This is a genomic window from Marinobacter nauticus, assembly GCF_003634635.1.
GTDB lineage: Bacteria > Pseudomonadota > Gammaproteobacteria > Pseudomonadales > Oleiphilaceae > Marinobacter > Marinobacter nauticus.
On record NZ_RBJB01000003.1, the window covers coordinates 905127 to 918354 of the forward strand.

The window sequence follows — 13228 nt, forward strand, 5'->3', positions numbered from 1 at the left end:
CGATGCCACCGCCGGTGATCTGACCGTCTCTGTCGACACCGTCGACAACACCGCGCAGACCGTGAACCTGTCCGGCACCACCACGGACGTGGCGCCAAATGGACAAATTGCGATTACCATCACCGACTCTGCTGGTAATGCCGTCAATGCCACCACCACCGTCGACGCCGACGGTGCCTACACCCTGACCGGTGTGGACATCTCCAGCCTGGTCGATGGCAGCCTGACGGTCGAAGCCACGGCTCAGGATCGCAACGGCAATGCCGTCACCGACTCGGCGACCGGCAGCTTTGATGCCACTGCTGGCGATCTCGCCGTGACCATTAGCAACGTCGATAATGATGCCCAGACTATCGATCTGTCGGGTACCACCACCGACGTGGCCCTGAACAGCCAGGTTGACCTAACCGTCACCGATTCCGCCGGCAACGTCGTTAATACCACCACCACGGTCAACGCCGATGGTTCCTACACCCTGACCGGCGTAGACATCTCCAGCCTGGTCGATGGCAGCCTGACGGTCGAAGCCACGGCTCAGGATCGTAACGGTAACGCCGTCACTGACTCGGCCAACGGCTCTCTGGATGCCATCGCCGGTGATCTCACCGTGTCTATTGCCACCATCGATAACGGTAACCAGACGATCAATCTGTCGGGTACCACAACGGACGTTGCTCCAAACGAGCAGGTCAGCATCACGATTACGGATTCCTCCGGCAACGTGGTAAATACCACCGCGACGGTAGGAGCAGACGGTTCGTATACACTGAATGGTCTGGATATCAGCAGCTTTGAAAACGGCCAGATTTCTGTCAGCGCCAATGCGATCGATCGCAACGGTCAATCGGTATCGGATTCTGACAGCGATCTGCTGGACAAGAACTTTGCACCCGACGCACAAGCAGATAGCTTCGATGGTGTAGCCGTTCAAGGACTGTTCGGGGAGTACTATGCGTACGCTCAAGGTAGTGACGGAGGCAACCTCTCCAATGTTGCCCAGGTCAAAGCCTTCATTGCCGCCAATGAGGCCGATGCCACCTTTATCGGTAGAAATATCGACTATGGCTCTGTGAGCGGAGATCTTGGTGGCAACGGTAAAGTTCAGTCGTTCCTCAAAGACGATGCCGGCTCGCTAAGCACAGATCCCGAAAACAGTTCAGATGCCATCGTGAAGCTCACCGGCAATCTGGAACTGCAGGCTGGAACCTACCAGTTCCGAGTTCGTGCAGATGATGGCTATCGAATTGAGGTTAATGGCCAGACGGTTGCCGAGTACAATGGTAATCAGGGCGCGAACACCCGCACGGGCAGCGAGTTCACACTGACGGGAGATGGCCCTCATTCAGTGGAAATCGTTTACTGGGATCAGGGTGGCGCAGCACAGTTGCGTATCGAGCTCCGGGAGCAAGGTGGCGCCTACGAAATATTCGGCTCTCAGCATGCCAGCCATGGTAGCGAGAATCCGGCTTTGGTAGTAAACGAAAACCAGACCCTCGAAATTGATCCAGCCGTCCTGTTGGGCAACGATAGCGACAGCAATGGAGACATCCTGACGATCCAAAGTGTTCAGAGTGCCACCAACGGAACAGTCTCTATTAATGGCGACGGCAACATAGTATTCACCCCGGATGAACACTACTCCGGTAACGCCTCGTTCACTTACACCGCCAGTGATGGCCGTGGCGGCACCGACACCGCAACCGTCACTCTGGATGTAAAGCCTGTAGCGAGCGCACCAACACTCAGCTTACAGGATGCGGTCAGCGCCCAGGTTGGCGCAACAACAATTTCCACAGGCTCATCGGACACTGTTGTTGACCCCGTTGCTTTCAATTCAGGTGATGGCATTTCAAGGGAAGCTCTGGAGAGCGAATTGAATGTCGCCCAGAACTACCTGAACAACCGGTTTGATCCCTCAGGAACGGGTGTCAATGATTCCGGAACCGTTAACATCCAGGATGGCAAACTGACAGAAGCCACTTACAAGCTTTCAGCCGGCACCGAAATTCGTTGGGACTATACGTTTATCAATGGCGAAGATGATTTCTGGGAAGTATCACGAGGCTTCAATGACATTGTTGCACTAGTGGTGATCTCGCCATCAGGGGCGCGAGAAACCATTCTGGTCGACTCCTCCGAAAACAAATATCCGGACCAGAGTGCAACTGGCATTCAGAGCTTCACGGCAACCGAAAGCGGACATCATCAGTTTCAGTGGATTGTCCTCAATGGTGGCGATAAGAACAAAGATTCGTCTCTGACACTGAGTGCTCCGAGTTTCGCCCTCCCGAATGTAGCCGGCAGTTTTGGTGTACCCGTTGACCTGGCCATCAACGCTGAATTGGCAGACCCGGACGGATCCGAAACCCTGTTGATCACTATTGCGGGTGTTCCGGCTGGAGGTGCGTTGTCTGCGGGCACGCTGAACGCGGATGGATCATGGAGCCTCGTCAGCGGCGACCTGGAAAACCTGCAACTACTGCCTCCGGTTGATTACAACGGTGACGTCCAGCTTACGATTACCGCAACAGCAACAGAATCCGCCAACGATGATTCCGCATCGGTTACGGATACCCTGTCGGTCACCATTACCCAAACAAACAATACCACTTCGGGTACAGAAGGGAATGACACCCTGCAGGGGGCGGCGTCCGACGACCTTATGCGGGGTTACACTGGCAACGATTCGCTATCTGGTGGCGATGGGAACGATTATCTATTTGGCGGCGCCGGCAATGATACCCTGATCGGTGGTACGGGCAGCGATGTACTCACTGGAGGCATGGGTGCCGATGTCTTCCAGTGGGAGCTGGGGGACGCCTCCGATGCTGACCCGACTCAAGACGTCATTACCGATTTCGCACTGGATAATCAGGGATATACAGGAGCTGGAGACGGCGATCAGTTGAATTTTACCGACTTGCTTCATGACGCAGACGCAGCGTCTATCAGCAATTATTTGATGGCCCAGGAAGAGGACGGCGACACGGTCATCTACGTAAATACCGGAGGCACTCTCGATAACAACACAGACAACGCAAACCAATCCATTGTTCTGAGTGGCGTCAGCATGGACGGGCAGTCGTCCGAGCAGTTTATTGATAGCCTGCTGGCAAGCAACCAGATCAAAATCGAGTAAACGGAAACCACCGCGCCGGTGCCAATGCACCGGCGCGGACTTGTCAGGCCGTTCTACAAAGGATCACCAAGCGATCCTCTGCCCGGAGATCCAGATACTGGCTCCGGGGCAGGTTTAGCTGCAAATGCCGCCCGCGTTCATCCGCTTCGTCCCGAAAAACGCCCAGGGCAATTTCACCGCGCTCCGCCACAATCTTTTCTAACACCTGGAAATCCGCGCTGGCCGGCAACGGGTAGTCGTGGGGGTTCCGGAACTGGATTTCTGCCCCACCCTCCGTGAACAATTCATCCAGCACCACCCGCAGTTCTCGCCGCAGGGCCACCTGAGCCAGTACATGACTGAGGATCATCGGGCTGATCAGCATCTCGCTCTTGTGGCCGTACAACAGATGGCGGTTATCCGGGTCACTCAGTTCCATAATAATCTGCGGTCGCCTGGGGGCGGCCGACAGAACATCTTCCAACTGGAGATAGCCCACCATGGCACGGGCATCGGCTTCCTCTCCGGAGCCAACTCGATCACTGCTGAGCAACATCACTGTGTCGTATCCGGCTGGATCAAGGCGCCGAAGGTCCTCTTCCACCATGTAGTCAGCTTCCAGCAGGCGACCGTTTACTTTCGACAGGTCAACGCCGTAACGCTGCATTTCCCGATTCCGGTCATCCAACGGAATCGCCGACACCAGATCGAGTTCAAAAACCCGACTGCCATAGCTGGCAAACTCGGCCGCCATGGTCGGCACCCTGCGGTTCCAGCCCAGTACCAGCACCCGGTGGACACCTGGAACCGGCTCTGGCAGGGCCTGATTTTGTCTTCGCTCCAGCTTCGGCAACGTCGCTGCCTTTGGCACGGCCACGGTATGCTGGTAATCCCGGGCCAGAAGCACAACCCGGTCTTCGTTGCGGATGACCGTGCCGGAATCTGCCAACAGATTGACCTGCCAGCCCCCACTCGGGTTTGGATGCAACAAACCCAGGACAATCGCATTGGGCCGCTGGCTTGCCAGCTCTGCCAAGGTCAGGCCTTCAGCGGTTTCTCCCCCACGCACGAAAATCTCGTTGCCTTCACCGGCGGTCAGCAACTCGTTGTAGACCTCGGAAAGGTTTGGGTGGATGACGTTCTGAACCATCAACCTGCTGATGGTGGCATCACCGGCCACCACTTCCACGGCCCCGGAGTAGGCCCGCTCGATAACGGGCAGTTTACGCATGTCCTGAATTTCAGCCACCACAAAGGGCAGCCGGGCGTTGTAGTGCCTGGCCTGGGCGGCGATGGACAACAGCGCCTTCACGGTTTCAACATCGGAGGTTATCAGCGAGCCGCCCTCGTGTACCTGGCTGGGCACAATCACCGCCGCCGCATCCAGACAGGCAACCCGATGCAACGCTTCCGGCTGAATGGCAGAGCCGCTGCGCAGAATCACTTCCCGGGCTCGCCGGCCAATACCAGGCTCCCTGATCAGTTCGTGCAAATGCTCGACACTGGCCTCTTCCGCCAAAAGAACCAGCCGCAGTTTCTGGGCATCATGCTTCTCCAGAAACCGGGCCATACGCCCAGCCGAACCAAATAACTCCGCTACCAGCGGCGGCGTCTGGGCGGTCCAGCCCAGCACGACGATATGGTTCTTCAACGTCACCGGGGTGAGGCCACGCTCCAGATCTTCCATCTTGGCAATCAGCCAACGGGTGAGAATGGCCACCAGGGTACCCATGAACACCACGTAGCCCATTATCGTCAGCAGGGTGGAGACAATGCGTTGCCAGGTGCCCACGTCATCTCCCAGGTAACCCGGATCGGTCAAGCGCAAAAACGCCCACCAGATGGCGTGCCCGGCACTTTCAAACTCGCCGGCCTGGGGCAGCACCACCAGCAGACCGCCAATCAGCGAGATCAGCGCAATAAAGCAACCGACCACCAGCAACTGAAAGCCAGCCCCCTTGACCAGCTGGCGCTCCACGATGAACTTGATCCGATCAACAATTCGAAATGGCAGCATTCGGTCCCTTATAGCGTCGTTCCCGCGGCAAACGGTTTGCCGGTTTCTGATTCTGTCGCCTAGGATAGTTCAAACAGTCCCGGAAGGTGAGCCCTGACATGATGCGGCCTTCAGGCATTCTTGTGTTGATCACTGGCGTAGTATGCCAGCTGCCCTGGCAAAAGGCCCTGGCAGGCTCTCCCCATATTCCCCAACCCTGGCGCGCAGAGGCCGTGGTTCAGGGCCGGGATGAAGCTTACGATGCCGAGCGCTTTCTGCATGAACTGACGTTTGCCCATCAGGCCGAGGCCCCCTCTGCAGTGGAAAACGGTATCCGGGGCACCGGGGGCAGTGTCAGCAGCGACGAGCTCTACTACGACTTTCGTTTCCGCCAGGATTTCGGCTTCCGGGAGGGGCGCAATGGTTTTCTGCTGGACATTCAGCGTAGCGAAGATCTGGACGGTGCCTACGACCGGCAACTGGTGGGTTTCCGCCAGAATCTGGGCGAACGCTCGGAGCTCTGGCTTCAGGGTGATGTGTTCTCGGACAAGGCCCAATCCGACGTCTATTTCAGTGGCCGGCACTATCTGAACGGGCGGAAAGGGTCGAATGAGACAAGCTGGCTTCACGCCAGCTGGATCATCCCGGATGCCTACTTCAACGACAAGACCAGCACCCCGGACAGATTTACCCGTGAACCCCAGAGCCTGTTTCTGCAATGGCACCAGCAAACGGAGCTGCGGCAAAGCACCACGATTTCTATCAACTGGTCGCCGGAGTCGGAGTTTGTCAGCCGGCAGGAAAATCTGACGGTTGCCAGCGACAATGTGCGCGCCGCCTTCGATCACCGCCAGCAATCCGGCCCCTGGGCACTGAGCATCGCCATCGGGGGGGAACGGAGCCGTCGCCAATACCAGCTGCAAGGCCCGCAAGAGGGTCAGCGCCGGGACTTTTCCCGCGACTACCTGAAAGTAACGACGTCAGCCCGGCTGAACGAGCATCGGTTAAAACCCCGGTTCGGCTTGGCCTACATCCATCTGGACGAGCGAGGCTTTTTTGGCCGGGCGATCGACGACACCGGAGATATTCGCCGGCGTGAGCCGGTCGTGTTTGCTGACATTACCCTCCAGGCCAGTGCCGCCACCACCCTCAGCCCTGCCCTTTATCTGGGCGCGCCCGATATCCGGCAGTCTTTCGACGCAACGCAGGAGGACAACCACAGCGAGTTCATGGGCAAACTGGCCCTGCCCCTGCAATTCCGGCTCTCCGCCACGGATCGCGCAAGCCTCACCCTGAATCCTACGTTCTACCTGCACAAAGCAGCCTTTGGCGGTGGCAACCTGCAGTTTCACTGGCCAATGTAATTCAGGCCGGCCGGTCGAGGCCCGACAGCTCAACCAGCGCCGCCTCCAGAGTCGGGTAGAAATAGCTCACGCCGGGCTCCGGTTTTACGCCGGCCCGGGCCAGGGTTCTCAATGGCTGGAACTGCAAGTCGGCAATTACAATGCGGGTACCGGTTTTCCGGCAACTGGCGATCAGTTTGTTCAACGCCGCCAGGCCGCCAGCGTCGAGGATGGTCACTCCGTCCATGTACAACACCAGACCCTCAGCCTGCTGGGACAAGTCTGCCAGCTCGCCGAAGATGCGGTCAGCAGCCGCGAAAAAAAGCGGACCATTGATCTTGAACACCTGCCAGCCCTCCGGCACTCCAACCTGCTGCACCCGTTTGTTGCCGGTAATGTCAGTCACCCTGGTCATTTGTGCCATTTCACGCATGAACAGCACAGCGGCCAGTAACACCCCGGTGGTGATGGCAATTACCATGTCCAGGGCCACGGTCAGGCCGAAGCAGGTCAGGAAAACCAGGATGTCGCTGCGAGGCGCGGTTCTCAGCAGGTGCACGGCTTTCGGCGCCTCACTCATGTTCCAGGCCACCATCATCAGCAACGCGGCCATGGCCGGCATGGGCAGATAGGCAAGGATGCCGGCCAGGGAGACCAGCGCCAGCAGCACCACCAGCGCATGAATCATCGCAGCCACCGGCGATTCAGCGCCGGCCCGGTAATTGGCGGCCGACCGGGCAATAGCGGCGGTGGCCGTGATACCGCCAAAGAACGGCACCACAATATTGCCAATGCCCTGCCCCATCAGCTCACTGTTGGCACTGTGGCGTTTACCGGTCATGCCATCCAGCACCACCGCACAGAGGAGGGATTCGATGGCCCCCAGCATGGCGATCGCGAAGGCGGCCGGAATCAGCTCCCGGAACAGGTCCCAGGACAGGCCGGGGGGGCGTCCGTCGGCCCCGGCCTGCTGCCAGGGCCAGGCGAATTCCGGTAAAAACGGCGGTATGCCGGCGCCGGTACTGCCATCGGGAAGCAGGTAGCTGAAGCGTGACCCCACGGTCTCAATCGCCGCGCCACCAGCGTTCAACCACAATGCCAGAAGACTGCCAACAATCACTGCTGGCAGATGAGGCGGCACCGGGGTTCTCAGCCTTGGCCAGAGCAGCATCACCGCCAGGGTAACCACCGCCACCAGAGTGCTCAGTCCATCCAGCGCCGGCAGTTGCTGACCCAGGACCGCCAGCTTGTCCCAGTAATGCTCTGGCATAGCGTCAATGGAGAGCCCGAAGAAGTCTTTTACCTGCAAGGTGGCAATCACCACGGCAATGCCACCGGTGAATCCCAGAGTGACGGATTCGGGGATATACTCAATAAAGCGGCCCAGGCGCATCACCGCCATAATCACCAGCAACACACCGGACATCAGCGTGGCCAGCAGCAAGCCACCCAGGCCATAGCTCTGGGCGATCGGATAGAGAATCACGACAAACGCGGCCGTTGGTCCGGAAATGCTGTAGCGGCTGCCGCCAAACAGGGCAATCAGAAAACCGGCTATGATAGCGGTATACAGGCCATACTGCGGCGCAACCCCGGAGGCAATCGCCAGCGCCATCGCCAGCGGAATGGCAATGATGCCAACCGTGGCGCCAGCCATCAGGTCCTTGAAAAAGCGCCCGCTGCTGTAGGGTTCATCAACGCAGGCCTCGCGAACGGCGTGAGCGGTACGAAGAGAAAAGAGATGGGCGCGATGGGGCATGAACAGACTCTCTCAGGCCAGGCATTTGGTTACATTATATGCTCATCATCTGTACACTCAATGTTAATATGATTAACATACCATCTGTAACCATCTTCGCTGAACCTGTTGAGAACCAGAAACACCATGGAAAACCGAACTGCCCGGCTGACCCTGTTGATTGACCCTGAAAAGAAGAAAATTTTCGAGGCCCTTTGCAAGCAGGAGGACGTGACTCCCTCCCAGAAGGTGCGTCAGTTCATTCGTGAATATGTGGAAGAGCGGCTCGGGCCAGACTGGCGCGAGAGCAGCGCCCAGAAAACCGACTGACTCCGGCAACGTACAATCGGATATGAAAGCTTACGCCACCCGCCTTGTCCTGACGCTTGTAACCGTTGTCGCCTTCACAGGGTGCACGGTCATGCGCACAGAAAACCGGCCTGCACCCGTCAGTCAGTACGATGCCGTGATCGTCGACGCCGACACCGGTGATATCCTCACGGTCGCAGAGCTGGCCCGGCAACTGGCAAACACCGATGTGGTGGTGACGGGGGAATACCACGGCCACCATGCCTCGCACCTGTTACAGGCCCGCCTTCAACAGGCGCTGTACCGGCACAACCCCCGGCAGATCCTGACCATGGAGCAGTTCAACCTGAACCACCAGGGCGCCCTGGATGCCTACCTGGCCGGACAAACCGGTGAAACGGAAATGATCGAAGACGCGGACGCCTGGGAGAACTACAAAGGCTCCTACCGGCCCCTGGTGGAATTTGCCCGCGAACACCAGTTGCCGGTTGTCGCGGCCAACGCCCCGGCAGATATCGTGCGCTGTGTCGGCCGTGAGGGGATGGACTATCTGCAACGCCTGCCAGACGCGCAACGCGCCGCCCTGCCCGAACAGGCCTTCCTGGATACCCCGGACTACCGTGACAAATTCGTCGATGCCATTGCCGGCAGCCACGGTGCGGAACAGACAGAACTGACCGGGCGCCTGCTAAGTACCTATCAGGCCCAGCTGTTGCGGGACAACACCATGGCCGATCGGATACTGACTGCACTGAATGAACATCCCGGACATCAGGTTTTGCACACCACCGGCACCTTCCACAGCGAACAGCGGCTCGGTACCGTTGCGGTCCTTGAGCAACGGGCACCAGAACTGAGCATTGCAGTGCTCTCACCGGTTGAATGGTCGCCCCCGGAACAGGCGATGCCGGTGGCAGAAAACCGCCACAAGGGTGACTACCTTTACTTTATTCTGCCTCTGCCTCCGGAATACCGGGACGCGGAACGCCAGCGCAGCGCCATGCAGAAACGCTTCAGCCGCCATTCAGACACCCGCTGCGAGTGATCAAAGTGGCGCGTAAGGCGCGCCTTCCCAGCAGCCCCGGTTCCCGTTAACCTGCGCAGTCATCAGGACGTTTTCCGAACCGCAAGGAGTAAGCCATGAAAGTTGTCTCTGCCCTGATTATCGGCCTGTGCGCCATTGTTGCCGCTTCCCTGTTGAGCCAGGGCTTGATGGGGCTGCGCACGGCCGATCGCTACGTAACGGTCAAGGGCATGGCCGAACGGGAAGTGCAGGCAGACCTGGCGCTCTGGCCCATCCGCTTTGTTGCCACCGGTAGCACGCTGGACGAAGCACAGAACAAAGCCCGAAGCAGCCGGGAAGCCATCATGGCGTTCCTGAAACTGCAGGCCATTGACCAGTCTGCGGTTGAACTCCAGCGCCTGGATGTAACCGACACCCGCGCCAATCCCTACGCCGGCAATAACAACGAGCAACAGTACATCATCAACCAGACCCTGATGGTGCGCAGCACCGATATCGAGCGCATCCGGCAGGCGGCCCAGAACGTCAGCGAGCTGGTGGATTCCGGCGTAGTGTTGTCCTCAGACTACGGCCCGAGCGGCCCCACTTACCTGTTCAACGGCCTGAACGATATCAAACCGGCCATGATCGCCGAGGCCACCGCGGCGGCCCGTGAATCCGCCCAACAGTTCGCTCGGGATGCCGAGGCCAAACTCGGCAGCCTGCGCCGGGCCAATCAGGGTGTGTTCCAGATTCTGGCAAGGGATCAGGCACCAGGCGTGTCGGAGCAACAACAGCCGGTGAAAACCGTGCGGGTGGTCTCCACCTTCGATTACTACCTGGAGTAACCGAAAACAGGTGCCTACTGGGTGGCCACCATTTCGTCGGTCACCTGATAGTCGCCGGCCAGCCAGCGCAGGATCTCGTGAGCCGCGGGGTGATCAAAGGCGTCGTAGGTGTGCATCAATGCCTGCTTTCTCTCATCGCTGATTCCTGCCAGCCCGGTGTCCTGCAGGGTCAGCAAATCCCTGTGCAACTGCCCCGCAAGCTCCAACCCCAGCACTTCCCGCGCTGCATGCAAAAACGCCTGGCCATACTGGTAGTCCGGCCCCTGGCGGTAGCATTCCGCCAGTGTGATCGCCGGGATCGTGGTCAGCACCGGCTGCAGTGCCGGATTGATGGCGTGGCCGGAAAGGTAGGCGGCATTCCCGGCAGGGCGGCCGGTAAAGCCACGAAGATGCAGATGCCGGGACATGCGATCGCCATCATTCACCGGGTAATTATCCCAGAGCAGTGGCTTGCGCCCCAGCAACTTGCTGACACGTTTGAGATGGCCCGGAGAAACTTCACGGGAACAGACCTCTTCCCCGGTCCAGAAAACTCTCACTTCACGGTCCAGCTCCGCCCCCAGGGTTTCCAGATAGTCCGCCGGCCGCTGCCCGAAGACCCGGTCCAGCACCGGGTCATCGGAGTAGTAGGTGGGGCATACGCTAAGTTTGCCGGCACTGGTATTGGCTTTTACCCAGTCCACGATCTGAGCCTGGGTGCGGGCCAGGTCCGGAGTGTCCGGGTGCATATCATCAAACAGGATAGCCAGCTCCTGGATACCTAGGCGATCCAGCATTGTCAGTTTCTTCGCCAGGGCCTCCCGGGCCGCCTCATCGAAGTTATTGAAGATTTCGAACGGGCTCAGCCCGACACCAAACCGCACACCTTCACGCCGGCAGAATCTGGCAAAGTCCGCCAGTGCCTCAGCCTGCTCCGGAGGGTGCGGTTCCTGCCAGCGACGACGCAGGTAAGGGTCAGCCTTGGGGGCATACAGATAGAAGCCGTAACCATGGGCAAGCAGGGCATTGACCAGTTGGCGCCGTTCGGACCAGGTCCACAGAGGCCCGTAAAATCCTTCAATAATTCCCAGTTCCACCGTCATAAACCTGTCGCTCCCTGTCTGCCACCCAAGCGAGTACTATACCGGACCAGCTGCCTTGATGACGGGATCGTCAGATCTCAGCAAGCATACCGTATGATTAGATCCTAGCCGCTACTGTCACAACCTGCCTAGAATAAACGATCCGGTAAAATGTTGAGTTTTCAGGAGCACAGCTTTCATGCCCAAAGGTCAAGACCGACTGCCCGCACTGGACGCGCTTCGAGGCATCGCGGCCCTGGGTGTGGTGCTGTTCCACTACCTCCCCTATTACGACAAACTCTACGGCCACAGTTTCAGCACGCCGGACACCCTCGGTTTCGGGCGCTACGGGGTTCACCTGTTTTTCATCCTCAGCGGCTTTGTCATCTTCATGACCCTGGAGCGCACCCGCAGCGCCAGCTGGTTCGGACTGGCCCGGGCCTTCCGCCTGCTGCCGGCACTCTGGGCCGGCATTGTATTGACCTGGATTGCCGTTCAACTGATGGGGCCAGCTGACCGCATGGTGAGCCCGGGCTCGGCGCTACTGAACATCACCCTGCTGCACGAATACCTGGGCCACCCCCATGTCGATGGCGCCTACTGGAGCCTGGTGATTGAAGCCACGTTCTACGTCTGGATTGCCTTGTTGTTCTACGGGCTGGGAAGCTGGCAGCGCATGCAGCCAATGCTCTGGGCCTGGACTCTGGCCAGCTATGCGGCAGTGATCTGGTGGAAAGCCATTCCCGACGGGCTGGAGTTCCTGATCAAGGACCTGTTGTTTACCCGCTACGCGCCCCTGTTCATCAGCGGCATGCTGATCTACCGCTGGCACCGCCACAATCGTTTGCCGGTCGCGGATCTTGCGCTATTGACACTAACCATCAGCCACTGCCTGCTCGCTTACAAGGCACCGTTCAACCTCTTTGTGCTCGGCTGTTATGGCGTTTTCGGGCTGGCCGTAGCCGGCTATCTCAACGTTCTGGCACGGCCGGGAATGCTCTGGCTGGGCAGCATTTCATACACCCTGTACCTGGTGCACCAGAACATTGGTTATGGCGTGATTGATCTGGCTTACAAATCCGGTCTACCCGGCCAACTTGGTGTGATGATGGCCCTGGCCGTCGCGATTGGTCTGGCGGCAGCCCTGCATTACGGTATCGAAAAACCCGCTCTGCGCTGGTTCCGGCAGTGGCGCAAACGTGCCGTACCGGATACCGGTCTGACGTTGATCAACGCCCCGGTACCGAAAAAAGCGGAAAATCTTGACTAGACTGAACACAACAAAAAACCTGAAACCCATTGCCTGACAAGAGTAAGACGCCATGGAAATCAAAACCTTCGCAGACCTGATTGACTGGACACGCCAGCTCCACGCCCACCTTGCCCGGTGCCTGCACGAATCCGCCCAGAAAAATCAGAGCGAACGCGCCAGCGCCTTGCTCGACTACATCAGTTCCCACGAGGCACTGCTGGAAAAGGCTGTTGCCGAGTACGAGAAACAGGCCGATCCGAAAGCCATGACCACCCGCCTGTACGATTATGGCGTGCATAAACCCATCGAGAAAAACCGCACCTGCGATACCCGCTATAACGATCTGGACTTTGACGGTATCGCCCGGGAGATCTTTGATTTCCACGACCAAGTGATGGACCTGTACGACTCCCTCATCGGCAAAGCCGAGATTCCCGAGGCCAAATCCCTGCTGGAGGATCTGAAATCCCTGGAGGAGCATGAGGCCATGCGCCTGGCCAGCCAGATCGGTCGAATGAACGACGTTTAACGTTAGACCAATGTCGTAGTCCGGCAATTTT

Annotated in this window: 10 protein-coding genes; 7 read left to right on the forward strand and 3 right to left on the reverse strand. The window is 58.6% G+C overall.

Annotation, left to right across the window (positions count from 1 at the left end; all coding sequences use genetic code 11):
• The coding region (locus C7436_RS18765; protein ID WP_121207742.1) for an Ig-like domain-containing protein at positions 1–3139 on the forward strand (3139 nt) is incomplete at its 5' end.
• A 43-nt stretch (positions 3140–3182) separates the two neighbouring features.
• On the opposite strand, the gene C7436_RS10195 is transcribed toward C7436_RS18765, so the two are convergent.
• Complete coding sequence (locus C7436_RS10195) at positions 3183–5135, reverse strand: CASTOR/POLLUX-related putative ion channel (protein WP_121207743.1); 1953 nt, start codon at positions 5133–5135, stop codon at positions 3183–3185.
• A 98-nt stretch (positions 5136–5233) separates the two neighbouring features.
• On the opposite strand from C7436_RS10195, the gene C7436_RS10200 reads away from it, so the two are divergent.
• Positions 5234–6478: a hypothetical protein gene (locus tag C7436_RS10200; RefSeq protein WP_121207744.1), complete on the forward strand. Its 1245-nt coding sequence runs from the start codon at positions 5234–5236 to the stop codon at positions 6476–6478.
• 1 nt (position 6479) lies between these two features.
• Here C7436_RS10200 and dauA read toward each other — a convergent pair whose 3' ends face one another.
• On the reverse strand, positions 6480–8216 hold the full coding sequence (dauA, locus tag C7436_RS10205; RefSeq protein WP_121207745.1) for a C4-dicarboxylic acid transporter DauA: 1737 nt from the start codon (positions 8214–8216) through the stop codon (positions 6480–6482).
• Positions 8217–8342: 126 nt separating this feature from the next.
• Between dauA and C7436_RS10210 the strand changes: the two genes are divergently transcribed.
• The 3 genes from C7436_RS10210 to C7436_RS10220 all read left to right on the forward strand — a co-directional run bounded on the left by C7436_RS10210 (position 8343) and on the right by C7436_RS10220 (position 10355).
• Positions 8343–8525 (forward strand): hypothetical protein, encoded by a 183-nt coding sequence (locus tag C7436_RS10210; protein WP_022993113.1) that lies wholly within the window; start codon positions 8343–8345, stop codon positions 8523–8525.
• 91 nt (positions 8526–8616) lie between these two features.
• Entirely contained in the window at positions 8617–9549 is a 933-nt protein-coding gene (locus tag C7436_RS10215) for a ChaN family lipoprotein (RefSeq protein ID WP_121207746.1), read from the forward strand.
• 95 nt (positions 9550–9644) lie between these two features.
• Positions 9645–10355 carry an SIMPL domain-containing protein gene (locus tag C7436_RS10220; RefSeq protein ID WP_023009568.1) on the forward strand — a complete coding sequence of 237 codons (711 nt, stop codon included), beginning with the start codon at positions 9645–9647 and terminating at the stop codon, positions 10353–10355.
• A 14-nt stretch (positions 10356–10369) separates the two neighbouring features.
• On the opposite strand, the gene C7436_RS10225 is transcribed toward C7436_RS10220, so the two are convergent.
• Complete coding sequence (locus tag C7436_RS10225; RefSeq protein WP_121207747.1) at positions 10370–11437, reverse strand: beta-N-acetylglucosaminidase domain-containing protein; 1068 nt, start codon at positions 11435–11437, stop codon at positions 10370–10372.
• Between the two features lie 178 nt (positions 11438–11615).
• Here C7436_RS10225 and C7436_RS10230 point away from each other — a divergent pair, with 178 nt between their 5' ends.
• Both C7436_RS10230 and C7436_RS10235 read left to right on the forward strand, forming a co-directional pair.
• On the forward strand, positions 11616–12686 hold the full coding sequence (locus tag C7436_RS10230) for an acyltransferase family protein (RefSeq protein ID WP_121207748.1): 1071 nt from the start codon (positions 11616–11618) through the stop codon (positions 12684–12686).
• Between the two features lie 52 nt (positions 12687–12738).
• Positions 12739–13197: an ATPase gene (locus tag C7436_RS10235; protein ID WP_121207749.1), complete on the forward strand. Its 459-nt coding sequence runs from the start codon at positions 12739–12741 to the stop codon at positions 13195–13197.
• Positions 13198–13228: the final 31 nt, after the last annotated feature.